We start from the raw sequence: 24,327 nt of genomic DNA, 5'->3' as shown, positions 1-24,327 counted from the left end.
CCCTTTTCTAATGCTGAAATCAACGAATTTTGACGATTGGTTTTTTTGTATCCGGTTCGACGAACAGCATCGCTTCCGTATCCCCGTTCAGATTCGTGACGGTAATCGTCGTCGGTACATTACGATTGTACTCCCAACGGTTTTCCAACAGGTACGTCACGTACTGAATGAACGCCACAAGCTCTGCTTTTCCGTAAAATTGAACCGGAATCTTAATCTCCAGTTTTTTCAGCTCACCTTCTTGGTAAAACCCTTCCCCCATCATGCCGGTGTAGTTCGGGAAGTAGTCTTCCAGACGGTCCTTGAACAGATCAAACTTGGCCGCATCATCGCGGACATCATTGGTTGCAGCACTTGACGGATAGTAATAATACTTTTCATCATAGTTTTTCCAGTCGTTGGCACTGATCTGGTTCCCGCGTCCAATGAAAGCAGACGACAGGTAATGACCGGAAACCGGTGACCCTTCATTTTCTTGCAGGTACAACGCCACATGAATCGGTGTCGTTTTCATGCCTTCTGTTTTTCGCATCTTCTTCACGAGTTCGTTCGCCATCTGTTTCCCTTGCGCGACGACCTTTTTCTCATCCAGCTTGACCGTGTAGGTTGGTCCATAATTCTCATCCTGGAAGACATACTCACTGTTTAAGACGAGAGCGATTGACGTCCCGCCGAGCTCCAGCTTTTTATCTTCTTCCAACATATAGTCTTGCTCGAGGATGTGCGATAGAATCAAAGGAGACTTTTGGTTTTTTTCTTTGTAAGTTTTTCCGGTCGTATACGCCGGGTTTAATCCGTTCGGGTCACTGACTCCGTCTCCGGCTTTCCCTTTACGCAAAAGCCACTGGGCGATTTGATCCGCTTCCAGCAATTGACCTTCTTGATAATAATATTTTTCCGGATCAAAGAATTGCGTCGAATGCCGCATCAGACCGGTCTCGATTTCATCCAGCTCAAGGCGCGAGCTGACACGTTTTTGTGTCATACCGCGTGCAACACTCGGTCGAAACGGTAACACGGTCCGGTAATAGGAATCTGTCGTATCGATCGCCGGACTGACGACGGCCTGGACTTCTTTTCCTTGTTCACTTTCTGTAATGACTTCTGTTGTATCGCTTTTTTGTGATAAGTCAAACGAACACGCACCGAGGAACAATGTACTTGTTAACGTCACTGCCACCATTTTTTTATATTTCATTGATTTACGCACCCCATGTTTTTAAAATCGTTCTCTCTATCATAACAGAATAGTTTTCCATCGGGGAAGGTGTAGTTTTTCCCTGTTTTTCAAAAAAGTACACCCTGCTTTTCAGCAGACGAAAGGATTTTTTATGAAACGACGACAAATTTTAGGTCTGCTTCTATTGACCGCTGGTATTTTACTTATCATCTGGCCGCTCTACACATCGCATCAAAAACAGGCTGCCGCTGAAGAACTGAAACAACGTTGGACACAGGATCTAAAAGCCGTCGATGCCAAAGAAACGAAGCAACCGGTTGCGACTTCGGGAGCCGGCTTACTGACGATTCCGTCGCTTGGTTTTGAGCAGGTCATCTTAGAAGGGGCTTCGACTGACATTCTTGACCAAAGCATCGGGCATATCAAGCAGACCGGATCACCGGGTAAAGGGAATTATGCCTTAGCGGGACACCGCAGCTTCACAAAAGGACTTCACTTCAATCGCTTGCCGGAGTTAAAAAAGGGAGCACACGTCATCGTGACGACAAAAAGTCACCGCTATACGTATAAGATGATGACGTCACAGCTCGTCAAACCAACCGATGTCTCCGTCTTGAACCAAGACGTCAAACAAGCGACCATCACCCTCATCACATGTGACCCGCCGGAAACGGCAACCAATCGTTTGATTAAACAAGGGACTTTGATCAAAACGGAGTCACTGTGATTCCCCGTCCACGTTAATACGAAAAGGGACTGACTTTTGAGTCAGTCCCTTGTTCTATTCAGGTCATCCACTTGATCAACCTTGTATTACCCTTCATATTTGGCTAACTCTTCGAGCAATTGCGCTTCATTCCAAATCTCAATTCCTAACGATTCCGCCTTCGTCAGCTTCGAACCGGCCTTCTCTCCTGCCACCAAAATGTCCGTTTTTTTACTGACACTGCCGGTTACGTCTGCCCCGAGCAATTCCAACCGTTTTCCGGCTTCAGAACGTTTCAGCGTTTCGAGTGTGCCCGTCAGGACAATCGTCTTTCCGGCCAGTGGCGCATTCGACTGGTCGACCCGTTGTCCGAGGAACTGTTGATTGAGTCCAAGTGCAGCCAAATCTTGAATCAAGGCCTGCGCTTCCGGATGCTCAAAATATTTCGTGACCGAATCAGCAATCTTACTGCCGATGCCGTCAATCGCCAGAATATCGTCGTACTCCGCTTGTGCAATACCATCGAGTGTATCAAACCGTTCCGCTAACAAGTAGGCTGCTTTTTGTCCGACCAATCGGATACCAAGACCAAACATCAGCCGTTCCAATGAGTTGTTCTTGGACGCTTCAATCGCCTTCAGTAAATTCTCGACCGAGGTTTCGCCCATCCGCTCATATGTCAACAATTCTTCCCGATCGAGCCGATACAGGTCGGCTAAGGTCCGAATCGCTTCGTTTTCGTACAATTGGCGGACGACCTTCTCGCCCAGTCCATCAATGTTCATCGCTTGTCGCGACACAAAATGAATGATGCCTTCCACCAGTTGTGCCGGACATTCCGGACTGACACACCGGATATCCGCTTCGCCCTCGAGGCGAACAAGTTCCGACGCACAAGCCGGACAGTGTGTCGGAAACTCAATCGGTTGTTCGTTCCCTGTCCGTTCTGAGACGACGACACTGACGACCGCTGGAATGACATCGCCGGCTTTTTTGATGATGACTTGATCGTGCAGACGAATATCTTTTTCCGTGATGAAATCGGCATTGTGAAGTGTGGCATAACTGACCGTCGAACCGGCGACGACGACCGGAGCAAAACGTGCACGCGGCGTGACTTTTCCGGTTCGTCCCACACTGAAATCAACTTCTTCGACCGTCGTCATGACTTCTTCCGCAGCAAATTTATAAGCCGTTGCAAAACGGGGACTTTTCGCTGTGAACCCGAGCTCTTCTTGATCATCGTAGCGGTCAACCTTCAGCACGATCCCGTCGATTTCGTACGGAAGTGTTGCCCGTTCCACCGTCCAGTGCTGAATGTACGCCAAGATATCTTCCACCGTTTCACACGTCTGCATCTCTTTGTTCGTCGGCAGTCCGAGATCAGCAAGCTGAAGCATCGCTTCACTGTGCGAACGGGCGCTGAGTGTATTGACACCGACACCGTACACGAACAACGACAGATTACGGGATGCCGTAATCGACGAGTCGAGCTGGCGTAAACTTCCGGCTGCCGCATTCCGCGGATTGGCGAACAAGGCTTCTTCCCGTTCCGCCCGATCTTGATTCAGGCGTTCGAACGATTGTTTAGGCATATAAGCTTCACCACGTACCTCGACCGTTTCATTTTGACGTAACCGCAGCGGCAAGGCTTTGATTGTCCGCAGATTTTGCGTGATGTTCTCGCCGACAGTTCCGTCGCCGCGTGTTGCACCACGGACGAGACGTCCGTCTTCGTACTTTAAGGAAATCGCCAGACCATCAAACTTTAATTCGGCGACATATGTCGTCGAACGGCCGAGCGACCGTTCAATCCGGGCGACCCACTCCCGAATCTCCGTCTCATCAAATACGTTCCCGAGCGATAACATCGGTAAGTCATGTGTCACCTTCTCGAACGCGTCAAGCGGAGCCGCGCCGACACGTTGTGTCGGCGAATCGGGCGTAATCAACTCCGGATGTTCGGTTTCAAGCTCCGTCAGTTCACGCAACAGTTGATCGTATGTGCTGTCCGGTACCGTCGGCTGATCTTGGACGTAATATTCATAACTGTACTGGTTCAGTTTCTGGCGCAATTCATCGATTCGTACTTGTCCTGTCATCTTAGTGCCTCCACTCATACCTTTTTGATCGGTGCGAATTTCGCAAGCAATCGTTTGACGCCGACTTCCGGGAAAGCGATGTCGATTTCTAAGCTGTCACCTGATCCGCGTGTCTGAACGACCGTTCCGCGTCCCCATTTCCCGTGTTCCGCTTTGTCCCCGACGTTCCAGCCGAGTGATTCAGCACCGGACGTCTTCATCGCCGTCGGTTTTGTGACCGAACGTCCGATGACGGCTTTTCCTTGTGGTACCGGACGGTCTTCCCACGGTAACGGTTTTGGTTTTTTGCCGGTACGCTCGAGCACTTCCTCCGGTAATTCGGCGAGGAAACGGGATTCGAGGTTGGCATTCGTCCGTCCGTACAGCGAACGCATTCGTGCGTGCGAGAGATACAATCGTTTTTCAGCGCGTGTAATGCCGACATAGGCGAGACGGCGCTCCTCTTCCATCTCATCTTCATCCTGCAACGAACGGCTGTGCGGGAACAAGCCTTCTTCCATTCCGATCAGGAAGACGATTGGGAACTCGAGACCTTTGGCCGAGTGTAACGTCATCAGCGTCACTTGTTCACCCGGATCACTTTCATCGAGGGAATCGACATCGGCGACCAACGTCAGATCGGTCAGGAAGGCAATGATCGTCTGTTCTTCCGGATCCGCTTGTGCCGTTTCTTTTTCAAAGTTTTGTGCCACCGTGATGAACTCGTTAATGTTCTCGAGACGGCTTTGTGCTTCAAGTGTCTTGTCTTCTTTTAAGACTTGACGGTAGCCGCTCTTCTCAAGCACTTCTTCCACCAGCTCGGATAGGCTGATGAACTCTTGCATCTGTTGCAGACCAAGAATCATCGTCCGGAAGTCCGTCAGTTTTGCTGCCGTTTTCGGGGCGATGCTCGACAATTCGATGTCACGGATCGCTTCCATCAGGGAGACCCCCTGCAAATCGGCGAAATCACGTAATTTATCGATCGTCGTCGCACCGATTCCGCGCTTCGGTTCATTGACGATGCGGGCAAACGATAAATCTTCGTTCGGATTCGAAATCAGACGCAGGTAAGCCAAGACATCCTTGATTTCTTTCCGGTCGTAGAACTTCGTACCGCCAATCATCTTGTACGGAACATTGGATTTGAGCAACGTTTCCTCAATCGCCCGTGACTGGGCATTGGTCCGGTACAGAATCGCGACATCGTTTAATTTCATTCCGTAACGCAAGGCATTGCGGATTTCCTGAACGATATAAAACGCTTCTTCCCGTTCGTTTTCTGCTGTATGGATCACCAGTTTTTCGCCTTCCGCGTTTTCCGTCCAGAGTTTTTTATCTTTACGGGTGCTGTTGTTCTGAATGACGTGGTTCGCCGCGTCCAGAATCCGTTTTGAAGACCGGTAGTTTTGTTCAAGCAGGATGACTTTCGCTGTCGGATAGTCTTCCTCAAACGACAGGATATTGGCGATGTCGGCTCCGCGCCAACGGTAAATCGACTGATCCGAGTCCCCGACGACACATAAGTTCTGGTGCGCCGCTGCGAGCAGATTGACAAGATCATATTGGGCTTTGTTCGTATCCTGATACTCATCGACATGGATGTATTGGAACTTGCGTTGGTAAAACGCCAGGACGTCCGGATTTTGTTTGAACAACTCGGTCGTCTTCCCGATCAAGTCGTCAAAATCCAGCGCGTTATTGCGGCGCAAGACGGCTTCGTATCCTTTGTAGATTTCAGCAACGGTTTTTTCGTACGGGTTCGTGACGATCGAGGCGTAAAACTCCGCGCTCCGCAATTCGTTTTTTTGACTCGAGATGATCGACAACATCGACCGTGGATCCCATTTCTTCGGATCGAGGTTTTGTTCTTTTAACACAAGTTTAAGCGCCGACTGCTGGTCGCTTGAATCGAGAATCGTGAAGTTTCGGTTGTAGCCGATTTTTTCGATGTCCCGACGTAACATCCGGACACACATCGAGTGGAAGGTCGATACCCAGATGTCGTTGGCGACACCGCCGACGAGCCGGGAAATCCGGTCACGCATCTCGCGTGCCGCTTTGTTCGTAAACGTGATCGCCAAGATGTTCCACGGGGCGACTTGTTTCGCAGCCATCAAATAGGCGACGCGATGCGTCAAAACACGTGTTTTTCCTGATCCTGCTCCCGCCATGATCAGCAGGGGTCCGTCCGTATGTTTGACCGCTTTTGCTTGCTCCGGATTCAGACCGCTGACAAGCTGTTCACTTAAATTAAACATCTAAATAGCCTCATTTCTATATTCCGAACTTTTGTTCTTATATTTTATCGTGTTGCTGTGACTGTCGCAAGTGCTGCTTCCAAATTCTCATAGATGATGTTGCCGACGATGATCGTATCGGCATGTTCCAGCATTTCTTTCGCCCGCTCGACCGAGTCGATGCCGCCGCCGTAAAACAACCGACCTTGCTTCAGCACGCGTTTGACCGAGGCGACCAGATTCGGATCACCGTAGATCCCGCTGTATTCCAGATAAACGACAGGCATCCGGAAGACGCTGTCTGCGAGTTGTGCGTAGGCAATGACCGTATCGTCCGCCAATGGCTTGGCTTGCGTGACACGGGCGACCTTGGCATCAGGATTCAGTACGATATACCCTTCCCCGACAAGATCGGCGTGCGCTAACATATGGCCCACTTCCTCGAGTGCCTCGACTTGTTTTTCAATGACGTGCTCAAGCGTTCCACTGTTGAGGACGCTTGGTGTCAAATACGTATCAAACCCCATCGTCGCCGCTTCGAGCTCTGACACTTCCAAGGCAACGGCCACCGGATAACGACGCAATCGCATCAGTAAATCAAGTGTCGCATCGAGCGTGATGTCATCGGTTCCGCCGACGATGATGGCGTCGGTTCCTGACGTGGCAATCGCTCGGAGGGCGTCTTCTTCAATTTCCTTTGCCGGATCGAGCTTAAAGACATGACGCCATTCATTATACGGTAACAACATATTGCTTCCACCCTCTCTTTTGATTCGCTGTGTCCAGTATAAAACAAAAACCCATCCCGCGCAGAGCGAGATGGGACAGACCTTTCAAGTCCGGACTTGGCGTTTCGTCAACAATGCGGCAAGCCCAAGGGCCAGGAAGGCATAGAGGACGGCAAACGCCCAGGGTTCAGCCAAGAAAAAACCAAGCACCGGCACATCCAGTAACGGGGAGTCCGGCGAACAGAGCGCCCGCCCGTTAACGATCGCCAGAAACGGCAACGCCGGAACCATGAAGATATAACCAAAGTTGATCCAAAATGCACGTTGCATGACGCAACCTCCTTAACCGATGATGACCGATTCTTTTGGATAATTGTAATTCCGTTTCGGCTGGTTGGCTTTGAGCAGCAGCACAAAGGAAATGACACCGATTCGTCCGATGAACATCAAGACGGACAAGGTCCACTTGCCGACATCGGATAATTCACTCGTAATCCCAAGTGACAATCCGGTTGTTCCAAACGCCGAACAGGCTTCAAAAAACAGGACCAGGAACGGGGCATCTTCAAAGATCAATAAGACAATCAATCCGATCATCGTCACGCCAGTCGAGACGACGATGACGACAAATGCTTTCCAAATATCGGACTGTCCGATCTCACGTCCAAAAATCTTAATCCCATACTCTCCGCGGATAAAGGCAACGACACTGAGCACGGCGACGGCAAACGTCGTCGTCCGAATCCCTCCCCCGACGGAGGAAGGCGACGCCCCGATGAACATCAGAATCGATAAAACGAAAATCGAGGCTTGCGAGAAGGTCGTGATATCGACCGTCGTCAGCCCGCCGTTTCGGGTCGTCACGGATTGGAACAAGGCATCGACCAGCTTTTCACCGACCGGTAATCCTTTAAAGGATTGATTCCATTCAAACAGCAGCAGGCTGGCTGTTCCGAACAGGACCAAAATAAAGAACGTCGAAGCCGTTAATTTCGTGAATAATGAAAAATGGTACGGTTGACGCGTTGATTGGCGTGTCGCCCGGTAAGAGATATAGCGCCGGACTTCAACCAAGACCGGGAAACCGATCGCCCCGAGCGTCAATAACAGAATCTGCATGAACACGACAAATAAGTCCCCGCGAAACGGCAATAACGATTCTCCGGTAATATCAAACCCGGCATTGGTCGTCGCGCTGACGGAACCAAACAATCCTTGTAACATCGCCTCACTTAGCGTCGGAAAGTACTTCGTATAATACAAGCCTAAAATCAAGGCTCCAATGAGTTCAATCGATAAGATGATCAAAATGACTTCGCGGATGTATTTGACGACGCCTTGCATCGTCGTCTGGTTTTGGTCACGGACAACAAGTTGCCGTTCCCGGAAACCAATCCGTTTGCCGAGGATAACCCACATCGCGATATGCAGCGACATCAAGCCGATCCCGCTGACCTGGACCAAAATCATGATCATAAAGTAACCAAACGTCGTAAACGTATCCGAGACCGAGACCGTCGTCAGACCGGTCACGCTGACACAACTGACAGCCATGAACACAAGGTCCGTAAAGTCCCAATTGTAATCTCCCCGTGTCGACCAGGGCAATCCAAGCATAATGATTCCGATGATGACGGCAACGAAATAAATAATGACGAGTGACTGGATCGGCGTCAGTTTTCGAATAAAATGTTGCATTTTTTGTTGAAACGCTAAATCCATCCGGCTTCGTCCTCCTTCGCAGAAATAGCGGATAACCGGTTAGTTATCCGCTACTTCCTCCTCTACAAGACCTAATCGTGCGAGTGCCAAGTCATAGCCGCCAGAACCGTAGTTCAGACACCGCTTCACACGGGAAATCGTTGCTGTTGAAGCACCTGTTGCTTTTTCAATCTTGTGGTACGTGTTTCCTTCCCGTAACTGCCGGGCGACTTCAAGTCGTTGTGCCAATGCCTGAATCTCATTGACCGTCGCTAAGTCTTCAAACAATGTATAACAATCTTCTAATGAATCCATCTTCATGATAGCCGTAAATAATTGATCAAGTTCTTTTCCACGCAATTTATCGAGTTGCATCATCTAACTCCCTTTCCCATTCATTGCTCTTTAACAGTTTAAAGTGCGACGTTTTAAATTTCAAGCGTCATCGCAAAATTGCCGGGAAAAGTACTTTCTTGCGTAAGACTTCATAAATCCCCTGCGGTGTGATCCGCACATACGGCAGGTGGGTCGAAGCCAGGAACAGCAAGGTATAGATTGGATCTTCAAACTTGTATCCTCGGGCAAATAACGCTTCGCGCAAAGCCGTTTCTTGAATGATTAAATCTTCGAGCGGCAAATCCGACGTTTGCCCCATTAACGTTAAAGGAATTTCCGCAATCACTTCGCCGTCATCAACGAGAACGACGCCGCCGCCAAACGATTTCATCCGTTCAAAGGCAATCTGCATGTCCCGTTTGGATTTTCCAATCAACAAGATATCGCCGCTGATCGAATACGAGCTGACGAGTCCACCGACGTGGGTCGCAAAGTTTTTTAAGACGGTATTCAGACGCCATTTCCCTTCGCGGTCAACCAACATCAAAAACGACTCCTCACATCCGTCCGGTAACACTTGCATACTCGTATCATGTTCAATCTGATACAGCTTCATGATGACGGAATTGACCATTTCAAGTCCGACCGGCATGCTGAAGGAAAAGTCATGTTCCGTCAGTTCAATCCCGATTTCAGACTTCTGCATCAAGTCAAGCGCATGATCCATCGCTTCGACCGGGTAACACGGGATATCGTTTTTCCGGACCCATGTTCCTCGTGCCAAGACATCGACCGGTGTCGGTTGGTCTTTTGCTTCCAAGATGTTCAGGTGGGCAATCCGTCCCGGTGCGATGCTGCCGAGCAGATGATCCAGGTTAAAGTGACGTGCCGCATTATAAGAGGCAATCCGGTACGCTTCTTCCGGAGCAATCCCTGCGGCCAGCATCAACCGAATCGTCTCATCCATCAGACCGGCTTTATAAAAGGAAGGGGTCGATCCATCTGTCGTCACGAGCACCTTCTCGTAGTTCTGTAATCCCGCTTCAACGAGACCCGCAAAAATATCCGGTAGGTCGGGACGAATCGACGAGTAACGGATGGTCGTCGTATAGCCGAGCTCGAGCCGCATCAGTGCCTCTTCGACCGTCATCGCTTCGTGGTCGCTCGTCACGCCGTATAATGCCATCTTCGTCAACGTTTTCGCGGATGCTCCCGGAAAATGTCCTTCGATCGGTTTTCCAAGCTTCATCGCATCCTGCATCCATTGCAGCAACTCGTCATCACCTTGCGAAAGACGCGGCCAGCCGGTCAGTTCGCCGGCTTGAATGACCTGGGGATGCTTCAGCCAAGCTTGAATCCGCCGGTTATCAATCGTGATGCTGTCGGCGTCGAGTTCCGTCTGGGCATCGAGTCGCGCCCACCAATACATCGAAGTCGGCAGGTCCGCTAGTGCTTCGACTTGCGCAAACGCTTGCTCCACCGGCTCTAACAAAAGAAGCATATTGTCATTCACAAGTGTCGTCGTGCCGCGTTCCGCTGCAAACTTCGCAAGCGTCGCCGGGTTATAGAGTTGGAACGGATGCGCGTGCGGTTCGATGTAGCCCGGGACGATGAATTTCCCTGCAGCATCGTACACTTCGTCCGCCGTTTCCGGCATGTCCGGTCCGACGTAGATGATCCGGTCGCCGCTGATCCAAATATTCGCCGTCCGCCACGCTTTGAGTCCTTGATTTAAGTACGTCGCATTTTCAATCACGAGTGTAGGCGCAAGCTTTCCATTGATGACCGCTTGATGGGTCCGGACTTCTGTTTTCGTCCATGGGGACCGTCCACAATTTTTTTTCATGAAAGCTCGACCTCCTTTTTATTTGAAAACGCTTTCTTATAGTTCTTATACTAAAATGTTACCGGAAAAGTTTCAAGCTTATTCGTCGTCAATTCGACTCATTTCGCCAAAATAACACAAAACCGCCACGGAAGACAAGCGTCTTTCATCGCCGGACACAAAAAAAGCCGGTGCCTCACAATCATGTGAGGCACCGGCTTTTGCCGTTATAAAATCAGATTGTTCGAAATGCTTTTTTGGCGATGTCCGTCCGGTAAAAGAAGCCGGTCCGGTCAAATGAATCGAGTCCGCTGTAGATTGCCGACACCGCATCTTCCATGTTCGCCGCTTTCGCAACACAAACGAGGACGCGTCCTCCGGCAGATAACACCGTCTCTTGTTCACCGGCGACGGTTCCGGCATGAAAGACAAGGACATCGGAACCGATCGTATCCGTCCGGACCAGATGGCCCGTTGTCGGCTGTTCCGGATATCCGTTCGCTGCGATGACAACACCGACGACGGCTTCATCCGACCAGACGACTTCGGGAACGTCACCTTCCATCAAGGGGATGATGACATCCAGCAGTTCGGTTTCGAGACGGGGCAAAATCACTTCCGTCTCCGGATCGCCGAAGCGCGCATTGAACTCGATCACGGACGGTCCACGGTCGGTCAACATCAGACCGGCGTATAAGAAGCCGGTAAACGGAATCCCTTCACTCGCCATCTGTTCGACGAGCGGCCGGAGGACCCGTTGCATCGCTTCTTCCGTTACCGCCTGTTCATCAAACTGTGGTAACGGACTGTAAGCGCCCATACCACCCGTGTTCGGACCAAGATCACCATCAAAGACCCGCTTATGGTCTTGCGACAAGACCATCGGAATGACGGTTTCTTCGTGCACGAAAGCCATCAGCGAACATTCCTCTCCGACAAGACATTCTTCGATCACGACGCTGCTCTGCTCCCCGAAATCACCGGCAAAAATTTCGTCGACAGCTTGGTTGGCCTGTTCCGTCGTCGCAGCGACGGTCACACCTTTCCCTGCTGCCAGACCATCCGCTTTGATGACGATCGGTGCTCCTTGCGCCCGAATGTAAGCATTCGCTTCAACCGCGGAAGTAAAGACCGCATGGTCAGCCGTCGGAATCCCGGCCCGGTCCATCAAGGCTTTCGCAAATTGTTTACTGCCTTCAATCGCCGCCGCTTCACGGGACGGTCCAAAGATCTTTAATCCGGCTGCTTGGAACGCATTGACGATTCCGAGGACAAGCGGTCCTTCGGGTCCGACGATCGTCCAATCAATCTGTTCGTCACGGGCGAACTGAACCAATTCCCCGATGGCGTCTTCCCGAATCGGGACACAAACAGCTTCCGTCATCCCGACGTTTCCAGGTGCTGCATAAATCGTATCAATCCGGACATCTTGTGCCAGTTTCCAAACGAGCGCATGCTCGCGTCCACCTTTACCGACTACTAATACTTTCACTCGGACCGCCTCCGCTTAGTGTTTAAAATGACGAACGTTCGTAAAGATCATCGTGATACCGTGTTTATTGCACGCATCAATGGATTCCTGGTCGCGAATCGATCCACCCGGTTGGATGATCGCCGTGATGCCTGCCGCTGCCGCTGCTTCGACCGTATCCCCCATCGGGAAGAAGGCGTCTGATCCCATTGCGGCACCAATCGCTTTCTCACCGGCTTGGGTGATCGCGATATTCGCTGAACCAACACGGTTCATCTGTCCGGCGCCGACGCCGACCGTCACTTCGTCTTTCGCAATGACGATGGCGTTCGATTTGACGTGTTTGACCGCACGCCAAGCGAGTTTTAAGTCTTCCCATTCGGCTGCCGTCGGTTTCCGGTCCGTTACGACACGTGCTGACGCATCATCGAGTGTCTCATCGTCACTGTCCTGCACAAGCATGCCGCCGGCGACTGCCGTATAACGAATCGCTTGGACACGTTTGACATCCAGTTCGAGTAACCGAAGATTTTTCTTCGCTGCAAGCAACGTAAACGCGTCTTCCGTAAAGGAAGGAGCGATGATGATTTCGAGGAAAATTCCGCTTAACTGTTCTGCTGTTGCGAGATCGACTTCGCGGTTCAAGGCCACGATCCCACCGAAGATGGAGACAGGATCGGCGGCGTGCGCCCGGCGGAAGGCTTCGTCGATTGTCGGACCAACCGCGGCGCCACATGGATTCATGTGTTTGACGACGACGGCTGCCGCTTCACGGAACTCATCGAGAATCTCAAGCGCTGCATTGGCATCCTGGATATTGTTGTAGGACAATTCTTTGCCGTGGAGTTGCTTCGCCGAAGCGAGTGATGCCCCGCGGTAAATCGGTGTTTTGTAAAAGGCGGCTTCCTGGTGTGGATTCTCTCCATAACGCAGATCCTGAACCTTCTCTAGCGTGATCGTCAACTGATCCGGGAACTTTTCGCCTGTCTGCGTCAAGAAGTAGTCTGCAATCAAGGCATCGTAAGCCGCTGTATGGCGGAACGCTTTTGCTGCCAGCTTCTGGCGTGTTTCGAACGTCGTTCCACCAAGATGAATCTCGTTGATGACATCTGCGTAATCTGCCGGATCAACGATGACCGTCACCGCCGCATGATTTTTCGCAGCAGATCGGATCATGCTCGGTCCACCGATATCGATGTTTTCAATCGCATCGGCGTACGAGACGTCTTCCTGCATGACCGTTTCTTTGAACGGATAGAGATTGACGACAACAAAATCAATCGGTTCAATCTGTTGTTCTGCCATCTGTTCCCGGTGGCTCTCGAGATCACGTCGTCCAAGCAGTCCACCATGGACCATCGGATGAAGGGTCTTGACCCGTCCGTCCAGCATCTCTGGAAACTGTGTGACTTCACTGATACCAATGACCGGAAGTCCTGCTGCCTCAAGGGCTTGATGTGTCCCACCTGTCGAAACGAGTTCAATCCCTGCCTGGTGCATCGCCTGTCCTAATTCAACGATGCCGGTTTTGTCTGATACACTGATTAACGCTCTCATACGTTTGCCTCCTCTTTCATCCACTCTTCGATGACTTGCGGGTACAGTTTATGCTCGACTTGCTGAATCGCCTGTTGCAGCGTTTCCCGTGTCATATCCTCTGTGATCCGGACCGCTTCTTGTGCGATGATCGGTCCCGTGTCCATCCCTTCATCGACTATATGAATTGTAACACCTGTGATTTTGACTCCGCCACGAAATGCTTGCCCGATTGCATCTTTTCCGGGAAAAGCCGGCAGCAACGACGGGTGGATGTTGACGATTCGTCCGGCATAGTGTGCCAGCAAAACATCCCCGATTAATCGCATATAACCGGCCAAGATAATTCGTTCCACATGTCGCCGCTCCAACTCGGCGACGATTTCCCGCTCGAACGTTGGTTTATCCGGATACTCCTTGGCTGTAAACACGAACACATCACAGTTACGTGCGCGTGCCCGTTCAATCACTTTCGCTTGTTTTTGATCACAGACGACGAGTTCAATCGTAGCCTGCAGACGTCCTTCTTCAATCGCTTCGAACAATGCTTCGACATTACTGCCACTTCCCGAGGCAAAACAGGCGATTTTCATTGATCGACTCCATGGATGCGGACGCCCGGCTCATCCGTGACTGTCCCAATCGTATAGACTGTCTCATTTTCACGGGCAAGGCGTGCCGTGACGGCATCGACATCTTCCGGTTTAACAATCATCATGTAACCGATGCCCATGTTGAAGACATTGTACATATCGTGACGCGGCACGTTTCCGGCTTGTTCGAGCCAATCGAAGACCGGCAACGTCGGCCATTTTTTCGGGTCAAACGTCGCACCGCATCCTTCAGGAAGAACACGTGGAACGTTTTCGTAAAAACCGCCGCCGGTAATATGGACCATCGCCTGAATTTTTTCTGTCTCGAGGGCCGCTTTGACCGCTTCGACGTAAATCCGCGTCGGCATCAGTAACGTATTGCCGATTGTACTGCCGAACATCATCAACTCATCTTCGTACCGCAGACCGCTTTCGGCGACGATCTTCCGGACAAGTGAAAAGCCGTTCGAGTGAACGCCGGACGAAGCGAGACCTAAGATGACGTCTCCCGGTTGAACGTGTTCTCCTGTGATCAATTTTTGTTTTTCGACGGCACCGACCGCGAATCCGGCGATATCGTATTCACCGTCTGCATACATCCCCGGCATTTCTGCCGTTTCCCCGCCGATCAATGTACAACCGGACTGGACACAACCTTCGGCAACACCGGCGACGATCCGCTCGATTTTAGCCGGAACCGCTTTTCCGAGAGCGATGTAATCGAGGAAATAGAGCGGTTCCGCCCCTTGGACGATGATGTCATTGACACACATCGCAACACAATCAATCCCGATCGTATCGTGCTGGTCGAGGGCGAAGGCAAGCTTCAGCTTCGTTCCGACGCCGTCCGTACCGCTGACGAGGACCGGTTCTTTCAAATTCAATTGACTGAGGTCGAACATTGCACCGAAACTGCCGAGTCCCGTCATGACTTCTTTGCGCATCGAGCGGGCCACGTGTTTTTTCATTCGAGAAACGGATTCGTATCCTGCCGTCAGGCTGACACCTGCTGCTTCGTATTGTTTACTCATGCTTTGTTCCCCCATCTGTTCAAAGTTTGGCTTCTAATTCTAATGCACCGATCGGTGTTGGATATTCGCCTGTGAAACAAGCCGTACATTGACCTTTCAACGGACCATCAAACGGGCGGTCGATTGCATTGACCATTCCGTTGACCGTCAGAAACTCAAGCGAATCGGCTCCGATTTCCCGGCAAATCTCACTTGGTGTCAAGCGGGCGGAAATCAGTTCATCTTTTGAGGATGTATCGATCCCGTAATAACACGGATTGGTGATGGGCGGTGCCGTGATGCGGACATGGACTTCGGTTGCCCCGGCTTCCCGTAACAGTCCGACGATGCGGCGGCTTGTCGTCCCGCGAACGATTGAATCATCAACCATGATGACCCGTTTGCCGTTGACGACACCCCGCAGCGCCGATAACTTCATCTTGACACCGCGCTCGCGGAGTTCTTGTGACGGCTGAATAAACGTCCGACCGACATAACGGTTTTTGATCAAACCCATTTCATATGGAATGCCGCTCGCTTCCGCATACCCGATGGCAGCGGAAATACTCGAATCCGGCACACCGGTGACGACGTCTGCCTCGACCGGTGCTTCTTCGAACATCTTTTTGCCAAGTGCTTTTCGTGCCGTATGGACGTTGACCCCATCAATCATCGAATCGGGACGGGAAAAGTAGATGTATTCCATCGAACACATCGCCCGCTCATGTGGTTCCATATATTGACGCGATGACATGCCGGACGTTGTGATGGTCACGAGCTCCCCAGGCTCGATATCCCGAATGAACTCGGCGCCGACGATGTCAAACGCACATGTCTCCGATGAAAAGACAATTCCGCCGTCCGGTGTTTTCCCGAGTGACAACGGTCGCAGACCGTGTGGATCAACGGCGACGTACAACGTATCTTCCGTCAAGAACAAGAACGCGAACGCGCCGACGAGTCGAGCCAGACTATCGGCAATCCGGTCTTCAAGCGTCGGTAACTTACTCCGCTTGACGAGGTGAGCGACAACTTCCGTATCACTCGTCGTTTGGAAAATCGCTCCTTCTGCTTCGAGTAGATGTTTTAATGAATCGGCATTGACGAGGTTCCCGTTGTGCGCAAGCGCCAGGTCGCCCGTCCGTGATTTAAAATGGAGCGGTTGTGTATTCTCAAGCGTATTTCCCCCGGCCGTCGAATAGCGGACATGTCCGATGGCGTGGTGCCCGGATAAAGAATCCAGTGTTTCTTGCGAAAAAACTTCCGTGACGAGCCCTTGTCCCCGGTGCGGCAGGAGCAGTTTGCCGTCGCTTGCGACGATTCCTGCCCCTTCCTGTCCCCGGTGTTGCAGGCTGTGGAGTCCGTAATACGCAAGTTGCGCTGCTTCCGGTTGTCCAAAAATCCCGAATACCCCACACTCTTCATTTAATCCTTTGATGTCATATAACACGCGATCGCCCCTTCCCAGTCGGCTTGCAGTGTTGAACGTGTCGCTTCGATGAGTGTATCGCTTGTCTTGATTTGCAAAGCATCTTGATCGGTAACGTATCCTATTTTATGCGCCCCTGTCTGTTTTACGAAGGCTGCTTCCTGTTCCGGCTTCACCGTCACGACGAAACGTGATTGCGATTCACTGAACAGATTTAGTGCCGGACCGTCAAATGTCACGTCAAGACCAAGCGTCGTTCCGAATGTCATCTCGGCTAAGGCAACAGCGAGACCACCTTCTGCCACGTCATGAATCGCTGTGACTTGTCCTGCTTGAACCGCTGCTTGCAAGGCCAGTAACCGCTCTTGTTCGACGGCTAAGTCAATCTGCGGTGCTTTCCCGAATGATTTTTCGAATTGCAGGTATTGCAGTTCACTGCCGCCGAATTCTGCTGTCGTTTCTCCGAGCAGGTAAACAGCGTCGCCTGCTTGCTTGACGTGTTGCGTCGTAATCCATTCGGTCTGTTCGTGAAGACCGACCATCCCGACGACCGGCGTCGGATGGACTGCTTTGCCGGCGGATTCATTGTACAAAGAGACATTCCCGCCGATGACCGGCGTCTCGAGCACACGGCACGCTTCTGCCATTCCGGCCGTCGCTTGCTGTAGTTGCCAGAAGCCTTCCGGTTTATCCGGATTCCCGAAGTTCAGGCAGTCGGTGATCGCGAGTGGTGTCGCACCACTGGCAACGATGTTGCGGGCTGCTTCAGCGACGGCAATCTGTCCGCCGACGAACGGATCGAGGTAAACGAAACGGCTGTTGCAGTCTGTCGTCATCGCGAGTGCTTTGTTCGTTCCGCGAACCCGGATGACGGCTGCATCAGAACCCGGTGCGACGACCGTTGACGTTTGAACCATATGATCGTATTGGTCGTAGACCCAACGTTTTGAAGCAATCGTCGGTTGTTTGAGTAGGGCACGCCATGTCTCGACCACATCGTCAACGACTGGTAACGTTTCCTGCATCGTTTGGAACTCTTCATAATATGCCGGGACACGGGATGGTTTGTTGTAGACCGGTGCTTCTTCCGCGAGCGCATCCACCGGTACTTCAGCGACGATTTTGCCGTGGTGGACCAAACGAAGGACTTTTTCATCGATGACTTCTCCGACATGCACCGCATGGAGTCCCCATTTGCTGACGATCGCTTCGATTTCCGATTCGCGTCCGCGTTCAACGACCAACAACATCCGTTCTTGTGATTCCGATAACATCATTTCATAAGCTGTCATGCCTGTTTCCCTTTGCGGTACATCATCCAGATGCATCTCGATGCCCATACCGGCTTTCGAAGCCATCTCGGCTGATGATGATGTCAGTCCGGCAGCTCCCATATCCTGCATGCCGACAAGTGCCGGATGACCAACGATTTCAAGACAGGCTTCGATCAAGAGTTTCTCCATGAACGGATCCCCGACCTGAACGGCCGGACGTTTCGCTTCCGTATCTTCCCCTAGATCTTCTGAAGCAAAGGTCGCCCCGTGAATCCCGTCGCGTCCGGTTGCGGCTCCGACGTACATGACCGAGTTCCCCGCCCCTTTGGCGAGACCCTTTTGAATGTCTTCATGGTTGATCAAGCCGATACACATCGCATTGACAAGCGGGTTGCCCTCATACGAATGATCAAAGCCGACTTCTCCCCCGATCGTCGGAATCCCGACACAGTTCCCGTATCCGGCAATTCCAGCGACCACTTGTTCAAACAGTTGATTGACACGCGGTGTGCCGAGGTGTCCGAAACGAAGCGAGTTCATCAAGGCGACCGGACGGGCTCCCATCGAAAAGATATCGCGGATGATCCCACCGACACCGGTCGCTGCCCCTTGATACGGTTCGACGGCTGACGGGTGATTGTGACTCTCGATTTTAAAGACGACGGCTTGATTGTCCCCGATGTCGACGACACCGGCTCCTTCACCCGGACCTTGCAAAACGCGTGGACCTGTCGTCGGAAACTGACGTAACACCGGCTTCGACGTCTTGTACGAACAGTGCTCCGACCACATGACGGAAAACAATCCGATTTCTGTGTAGTTCGGTTGGCGTCCGAGTAAGTTGACGACCATCTCATATTCCGCATCGCTCAGTCCCATTGTTGCGTAGATCCGTTGTTCCTGAATTTGCTCCATCGTTGGTTCAGACTGTTGTTTTAACATGATGTGCCCCCTGTTTGACGAGTGAAGTGAATAACTTAAGTCCATCGGTTCCGCCGGTCAGCAGCTCAACTGCCCGTTCCGGGTGTGGCATCATGCCGAGAACGTTCCCGGCTTTATTCGTGATGCCGGCGATATCGCCGCGTGATCCGTTCGGGTTATCGGTATACGTAAAGGCAATTTGTCGGTTCGTCTGTAACATCGCATACGTCGCATCGTCACAGTAGTAGTTGCCTTCTCCGTGCGCGATCGGAATCGTAATCGTTTCTTGCGCTGCGTAGTCGGATGTAAAACGCGTCTCATTGTTTTCGACCTTCAGTTCAACCGTCCGGCACATGAACTTCAGTCCCGTATTCCGGTGTAAGACACCCGGGAGAAGCCCGGCTTCAACAAGAATTTGGAACCCGTTGCAGACGCCGAGGACCGTTTTGCCTTCTGCCGCAAATCGTTTCACTTCCTCCATGATCGGTGAGAATTGAGCGATCGCGCCACACCGGAGATAGTCACCGTAGGAGAAGCCGCCCGGTAACAGGACACCGTCGTATCCTTCAAGGGACGTTTCCGTATGGAAGACGTAGTCCGCTTCTTCGCCGAGTGCGTCTTTGACAGCATGATACATATCTAGATCACAGTTCGATCCGGGAAAAACGATGACGGCAAACTTCATACGGTCGTCACCTCTTCTACGTCAAAACGGTAATCTTCCATCACAGTGTTGACGAGCAGTTTCTGACACATCTCATGAATCATCGCGTCCGTTGTCTCATCGGAAACGAGCAACTCAATCCGCTTGCCGATCCGAACTTCTTCGACCCCCGCAAAACCAAGCTGGGTAAGACCGCCTTTGACCGCGACACCTTGTGGATCTAAAATACTTTCTCGTAATGCGACCGCTACTGTAACCTTTTTCATTGTCCGTTTCCCCCTAGGCGATTGAATAGTGTTTGGTATGTGTCGATGAGTGATCCGATATTGCGGCGAAAAACATCTTTGTCGAGGTGTTCGCCCGTTTCCTTATCCCACAACCGGCATGTATCCGGTGAGATTTCGTCTGCCAGCAAAATTTCGCCGGCCGGTGTTTTACCGTATTCCAGTTTAAAATCAACGAGCGTGATGCCCTTGTTGTCAAAGTAGGGACGCAAGACGTCATTGACACGATGAGCTTCCTGTTCAAGCCGTAAAAGCTCTTCTGTAGTCGCAATCTTCAGTAAATTGATGTGTGCCGGTGTGACAAGCGGATCACCTAAGCTGTCATCTTTATAATAAAACTCGACGATCGGCGTCTCGAGCACCGTTCCTTCTTCGATGCCCAGCCGTTTACTGAGGCTGCCGGCGACGATGTTTCGCACGACGACCTCAAGTGGAATGATGGTGACACGACGTACGAGCTGTTCGCGCTCCGATGTCCGTTCAATGAAGTGGGTCGGAATTCCCGCCGCTGCGAGGACCTCAAAAAAGTGGCTCGTCAAGCGGTTGTTTAATTCTCCTTTACCGGCAAACTCTGCCTTCTTCTCTCCATTAAATGCTGTTGCCTCGTCTTTGTAGACGATGCGGAGCACATCCTGCTCCTGCGTCGTGTATAACCGTTTCGCCTTGCCTTCATAAAGTGGTTGCATCGATTTCGTCCCCCATGATCCTAAGATGTAGACGGGAGCCGAGCTCCCGTCCCAGGTTGATTAGTTCAAGCCACACCGTTCAAAGATTTCATCGACTCGGCTCGTATGATACGTTGGATCAAAACAAGCATCGAGTTCTTCTTCTGTAAAGAGTTGTTGAATGTCCGCTTCCTGCCATAAGACATCGCGGAACATGATTTGTTCTTCCCATGCCTGCATCGCCCGCGGTTGAACGAAGTCGTAGGCCGCTTCACGTGACCAGCCTTTTTCGATCAAAGCGAGTAAGACGTGACCGGAGAAGATGACACCAAACGTCCGGTCCATGTTGCGTTTCATGTTTTCCGGGAACACCGTCAGATTTTTGATGATGTTGCCGAACCGGTTCAACATGTAGTTGAGTAATCCCGTCGCATCCGGCAAAATGATCCGTTCCGCAGACGAGTGGGAGATATCCCGTTCATGCCACAGTGAGACGTTTTCGTACGCTGTCACCATATGGCCGCGGATGACACGGGCAAGACCCGTCATGTTCTCCGAACCGATCGGATTTCGTTTGTGCGGCATCGCCGATGATCCCTTTTGACCTTTAGCGAAGAATTCTTCGACTTCACGGGTCTCCGTTTTTTGAAGACCACGAATTTCCGTCGCCATCTTTTCAATCGATGTCGCGATTAAGGCAATCGTCGACATGTAATGGGCATGACGATCACGTTGCAGGGTTTGCGTCGAGACCGGTGCCGGTTTCGTGCCAAGCTTCTCACAGACATATTTTTCGATGAATGGGTCGATGTTCGCAAACGTTCCGACCGCTCCCGACATCTTGCCGTATTCGACTGTTTCCCGTGCTGCCTCGAACCGGACTTTATTCCGTTTCATTTCTTCGTACCAAAGGGCCAGCTTCAGACCAAACGTCGTCGGCTCGGCATGTACGCCGTGTGTACGTCCCATCATGACCGTATACTTATGTTCGTTGGCTTTGACCTTCAAGATTTCAATGAAACGATCGAGATCGGCCGCCAAGATATCATTGGCTTGTTTCAACAGATACGATAACGCCGTATCAACGACGTCCGTTGACGTCAGTCCGTAATGAACCCATTTGCGTTCTTCGCCAAGTGTCTCCGATACGGCACGTGTGAAGGCGATGACGTCGTGTCGTGTCTCTTGCTCGATTTCATTGATCCGATTGACATCAAAGGAAGCATTTTCCCACAGCAACTGGACGTCTTCTTTTGGAATCACGCCAAGCTCACTCCAGGCTTCACATGCTAAAATCTCAACTTTCAACCAGGCTTCGAATTTGTTCTGTTCTGTCCAGATCGCTTTCATTTCAGGACGTGTATAGCGTTCGATCATCTAACCGTCTCCTTCCATATCTGCAGGCGCGCAACTTCGGCTAACGCTTCTTCGACCGAATCAGCCAAGATGTTCAGATGCCCCATCTTCCGGCCCTGTTTTGCGTCCTGTTTTCCGTATAAATGGACTTTCGTCCGCGAGGATAACATCGGTAATACCTCGTCTAATGCTGTGATATGTTGACCTAGGATGTTCGCCATGACGACCGGTGTCGTCAAGCGGGTATCGCCAAGCGGCAGTCCGCAGATGGCTCGTATGTGTTGCTCGAACTGTGACGTCTCGCACGCATCAATCGAATAATGACCCGAGTTGTGCGGACGCGGCGCCAGTTCGTTGACGATCAGTTCGGAACCGACGACGAACAGTTCGATTGCCAGTGTTCCGATCAAATCGACATCGTTCGCGAGACGCGTCGCCAGGTCAATCGCTTGTTGCTCCAAGTCGCTTGAGATGCGGGCGGGAACGATCGACAGATGCAGGATGTTGTCTTGATGGATATTTTCACTGACCGGGAAGACTTTTGTTTCCCGCTCGCTTCGCGTGACGATGACGGAAATCTCTTGGTCAAACGGCAACCACTTTTCGGCGACGTATTCTGTCGGTTCAAAACGGGCGACGGCCGTTTCTAGATCCAGTTCCGTTCGAATGACTGTCTGCCCTTTGCCGTCATACCCAAAACGTGCTGTTTTTAAGACGAAGGGAAGACCTAACTGCCGTTTCGCTTCGAGAAGATCATCGGTCGTCTGAACTGCCTGGTATGGTGCCACCTGGTAACCGAGCTGTTCCATCAGTTCCTTCTCGCGAATCCGGTGTTGTGTCCGAAACAGAAGTTCTGTGCCATGGATCAATTTACCGCCGATGGCTTCCGCTACTTCGTGTGAGATGTTTTCAAACTCATACGTTACGACATCCGAGGCGTCAGCCAGTCGTTTTGCTGCCTCGACATCCGTGAACGGTGCCTCGATCTGTTGATCGGCTACTTGCGCACACGGTGCATTCTCCGTCGGGTCAAGCGTGATGAGCGAATATCCCATTTGGCGTGCAGATAAAGCCATCATCCGCCCCAATTGTCCTCCGCCTAAGATTCCGATTCGTTTCATGTCAGATGCACCTCCGAAGCGATGACATCCCCTTCCAGTTCGACCCGCATATGATCCAAAGCCCGGGCAATCCGTTCATCGACGGTCGCAAGAATCTGAGCCGCAAGCAAACCGGCATTTTTCGCTCCAGCGTCCCCAATCGCAACGGTCGCGACCGGAACACCACCTGGCATCTGAACGATCGAGAGTAAGGAATCGATGCCTTGGAGTGCTTTGCTCTGAATCGGGACACCAATCACGGGAAGCGTTGTTTTCGCTGCCACCATTCCCGGAAGGTGGGCTGCCCCACCTGCACCGGCAATGATGACTTTTAATCCTCGTTCCCGAGCCGATTCCGCATAACGAAACATTAAGTCCGGTGTCCGGTGTGCGGAGACCACTTTCTTTTCGTATGCAATGTCCAATTGATCCAGTACGTCACACGTTTTCTGCATGGTCACCCAATCCGATTGACTGCCCATGATGACTCCGATTTCCACCTTACTCATCTTCGTTTCCTCCTTTTTGCATAAAAAAAGCCCAAACCACGTCTAAAAGGGTGGCTTAGGGTATAAAAAGGTACGCCAAAAAACGATCGACGAACATCCATATACCCCATAGTCCAACGATTTAGGGTCGTCGGGTAGAAACTTGCAAGCCATATCCCTGCTATTATACGAGGTGTTATATTCAATCTTCCTATCACGCCTTCATCTTAACAAGACTGAACTCGATTCGTCAACCAAAGGCGAACAATTTAATTATCTGAAAATTCATCGTTCGGTTTTATACTTAATTTCTCCCATTCGGTTAGTTTTCCATTCGGAAATTTAAACTGCTGTCAACCTGACAGAAAGAAAAACTACTAAAAAAGACCATCCTCTCATAAAAGAAAGGATGGTCTTTGCGAAAAAACAATTCGATTCATGCGTTCTCAGATTCGAGTTTCGGCTTACAGTCAAAGATGATTTGTTGGCGGATAGGGTACGGTTCTCCGTTGGCATCAAGTCCAAAAATCGGTTCTTCCCGTCGAACGGTCGGACGATAACCCATGGCATCAATCCGATCAATGCACTCGCTGATTGTTTCATTTTCTTCTACGGCAACGCGCATTTTTTGTTTTTTTGCCATGAGTCTCACATTCCTTCCTTATTATATATATGAAAAAACCAAAAAAAGTCCATAAAAAAGCGGCGGCCCTTGAGCGTATGCTCCAGAACCACCGTT

Annotated in this window: 22 protein-coding genes and 1 riboswitch; of the genes, 1 reads left to right on the top strand and 21 read right to left on the bottom strand. The window is 51.2% G+C overall.

Annotation, left to right across the window (positions count from 1 at the left end):
- Positions 1 to 19: 19 nt before the first annotated feature.
- Positions 20 to 1,198, bottom strand: a complete 1,179-nt coding sequence (locus D3D03_RS11700) for a CamS family sex pheromone protein (RefSeq protein ID WP_026833956.1) — start codon at positions 1,196 to 1,198, stop codon at positions 20 to 22.
- 133 nt (positions 1,199 to 1,331) lie between these two features.
- On the opposite strand from D3D03_RS11700, the gene D3D03_RS11695 reads away from it, so the two are divergent.
- Complete coding sequence (locus tag D3D03_RS11695; RefSeq protein WP_026833957.1) at positions 1,332 to 1,907, top strand: class D sortase; 576 nt, start codon at positions 1,332 to 1,334, stop codon at positions 1,905 to 1,907.
- Between the two features lie 86 nt (positions 1,908 to 1,993).
- Here D3D03_RS11695 and ligA read toward each other — a convergent pair whose 3' ends face one another.
- The 20 genes from ligA to D3D03_RS11595 all read right to left on the bottom strand — a co-directional run bounded on the left by ligA (position 1,994) and on the right by D3D03_RS11595 (position 24,231).
- Complete coding sequence (gene ligA / locus D3D03_RS11690; RefSeq protein WP_119923656.1) at positions 1,994 to 3,988, bottom strand: NAD-dependent DNA ligase LigA; 1,995 nt, start codon at positions 3,986 to 3,988, stop codon at positions 1,994 to 1,996.
- A gap of 14 nt (positions 3,989 to 4,002) precedes the next feature.
- A complete protein-coding gene (gene pcrA, locus D3D03_RS11685) occupies positions 4,003 to 6,228 on the bottom strand; it encodes a DNA helicase PcrA (protein ID WP_026833959.1) in 2,226 nt (741 codons plus the stop codon).
- A gap of 44 nt (positions 6,229 to 6,272) precedes the next feature.
- Positions 6,273 to 6,956 (bottom strand): heptaprenylglyceryl phosphate synthase, encoded by a 684-nt coding sequence (pcrB, locus tag D3D03_RS11680; protein WP_119923655.1) that lies wholly within the window; start codon positions 6,954 to 6,956, stop codon positions 6,273 to 6,275.
- 84 nt (positions 6,957 to 7,040) lie between these two features.
- Positions 7,041 to 7,265 carry a hypothetical protein gene (locus tag D3D03_RS11675; RefSeq protein WP_026829299.1) on the bottom strand — a complete coding sequence of 75 codons (225 nt, stop codon included), beginning with the start codon at positions 7,263 to 7,265 and terminating at the stop codon, positions 7,041 to 7,043.
- 12 nt (positions 7,266 to 7,277) lie between these two features.
- Positions 7,278 to 8,657 carry a TrkH family potassium uptake protein gene (locus tag D3D03_RS11670; RefSeq protein WP_026833961.1) on the bottom strand — a complete coding sequence of 460 codons (1,380 nt, stop codon included), beginning with the start codon at positions 8,655 to 8,657 and terminating at the stop codon, positions 7,278 to 7,280.
- A gap of 39 nt (positions 8,658 to 8,696) precedes the next feature.
- Positions 8,697 to 9,011, bottom strand: coding sequence for a YerC/YecD family TrpR-related protein (locus D3D03_RS11665; protein ID WP_012369366.1), 315 nt, complete (start codon positions 9,009 to 9,011; stop codon positions 8,697 to 8,699).
- Between the two features lie 67 nt (positions 9,012 to 9,078).
- The gene (locus tag D3D03_RS11660) at positions 9,079 to 10,818 is read right to left on the bottom strand and encodes an adenine deaminase C-terminal domain-containing protein (protein ID WP_119923654.1); all 1,740 of its coding nucleotides are present in this window, start codon (positions 10,816 to 10,818) and stop codon (positions 9,079 to 9,081) included.
- Between the two features lie 214 nt (positions 10,819 to 11,032).
- On the bottom strand, positions 11,033 to 12,289 hold the full coding sequence (gene purD, locus D3D03_RS11655) for a phosphoribosylamine--glycine ligase (protein WP_119923653.1): 1,257 nt from the start codon (positions 12,287 to 12,289) through the stop codon (positions 11,033 to 11,035).
- A gap of 15 nt (positions 12,290 to 12,304) precedes the next feature.
- The gene (gene purH / locus D3D03_RS11650) at positions 12,305 to 13,825 is read right to left on the bottom strand and encodes a bifunctional phosphoribosylaminoimidazolecarboxamide formyltransferase/IMP cyclohydrolase (protein ID WP_119923652.1); all 1,521 of its coding nucleotides are present in this window, start codon (positions 13,823 to 13,825) and stop codon (positions 12,305 to 12,307) included.
- Positions 13,822 to 14,397: a phosphoribosylglycinamide formyltransferase gene (gene purN, locus D3D03_RS11645; RefSeq protein WP_026833965.1), complete on the bottom strand. Its 576-nt coding sequence runs from the start codon at positions 14,395 to 14,397 to the stop codon at positions 13,822 to 13,824. The genes purH and purN overlap by 4 nt, the downstream gene beginning before the upstream one ends.
- Positions 14,394 to 15,428, bottom strand: coding sequence for a phosphoribosylformylglycinamidine cyclo-ligase (gene purM / locus D3D03_RS11640; RefSeq protein WP_028106992.1), 1,035 nt, complete (start codon positions 15,426 to 15,428; stop codon positions 14,394 to 14,396). Before purM ends, purN begins: the two co-directional genes overlap by 4 nt.
- Before the next feature lie 19 nt (positions 15,429 to 15,447).
- Positions 15,448 to 16,857, bottom strand: coding sequence for an amidophosphoribosyltransferase (gene purF, locus D3D03_RS11635; protein WP_026833967.1), 1,410 nt, complete (start codon positions 16,855 to 16,857; stop codon positions 15,448 to 15,450).
- Entirely contained in the window at positions 16,833 to 19,052 is a 2,220-nt protein-coding gene (purL, locus tag D3D03_RS11630) for a phosphoribosylformylglycinamidine synthase subunit PurL (protein ID WP_119923651.1), read from the bottom strand. Before purL ends, purF begins: the two co-directional genes overlap by 25 nt.
- The gene (gene purQ / locus D3D03_RS11625; protein ID WP_026829307.1) at positions 19,033 to 19,716 is read right to left on the bottom strand and encodes a phosphoribosylformylglycinamidine synthase subunit PurQ; all 684 of its coding nucleotides are present in this window, start codon (positions 19,714 to 19,716) and stop codon (positions 19,033 to 19,035) included. Before purQ ends, purL begins: the two co-directional genes overlap by 20 nt.
- Complete coding sequence (purS, locus tag D3D03_RS11620; protein WP_026833969.1) at positions 19,713 to 19,961, bottom strand: phosphoribosylformylglycinamidine synthase subunit PurS; 249 nt, start codon at positions 19,959 to 19,961, stop codon at positions 19,713 to 19,715. The genes purQ and purS overlap by 4 nt, the downstream gene beginning before the upstream one ends.
- Entirely contained in the window at positions 19,958 to 20,665 is a 708-nt protein-coding gene (gene purC / locus D3D03_RS11615) for a phosphoribosylaminoimidazolesuccinocarboxamide synthase (protein ID WP_119923650.1), read from the bottom strand. The genes purS and purC overlap by 4 nt, the downstream gene beginning before the upstream one ends.
- Positions 20,666 to 20,725: 60 nt before the next feature.
- Complete coding sequence (gene purB / locus D3D03_RS11610) at positions 20,726 to 22,021, bottom strand: adenylosuccinate lyase (RefSeq protein WP_026830835.1); 1,296 nt, start codon at positions 22,019 to 22,021, stop codon at positions 20,726 to 20,728.
- Positions 22,018 to 23,121, bottom strand: a complete 1,104-nt coding sequence (gene purK, locus D3D03_RS11605; protein ID WP_026833972.1) for a 5-(carboxyamino)imidazole ribonucleotide synthase — start codon at positions 23,119 to 23,121, stop codon at positions 22,018 to 22,020. The genes purB and purK overlap by 4 nt, the downstream gene beginning before the upstream one ends.
- On the bottom strand, positions 23,118 to 23,609 hold the full coding sequence (gene purE, locus D3D03_RS11600; protein ID WP_026833973.1) for a 5-(carboxyamino)imidazole ribonucleotide mutase: 492 nt from the start codon (positions 23,607 to 23,609) through the stop codon (positions 23,118 to 23,120). The genes purK and purE overlap by 4 nt, the downstream gene beginning before the upstream one ends.
- An 89-nt stretch (positions 23,610 to 23,698) precedes the next feature.
- Positions 23,699 to 23,800, bottom strand: a riboswitch (purine riboswitch).
- A 224-nt stretch (positions 23,801 to 24,024) separates the two neighbouring features.
- Positions 24,025 to 24,231 (bottom strand): NETI motif-containing protein, encoded by a 207-nt coding sequence (locus D3D03_RS11595; RefSeq protein ID WP_026833974.1) that lies wholly within the window; start codon positions 24,229 to 24,231, stop codon positions 24,025 to 24,027.
- Positions 24,232 to 24,327: the final 96 nt, after the last annotated feature.

The sequence above is a fragment of the Exiguobacterium sp. RIT452 genome, from assembly GCF_003598705.1.
Classification (GTDB): domain Bacteria; phylum Bacillota; class Bacilli; order Exiguobacteriales; family Exiguobacteriaceae; genus Exiguobacterium_A; species Exiguobacterium_A undae.
Note: the sequence above shows the minus strand (reverse complement) of the source record. Positions and strands in the feature narration are given on the sequence as shown.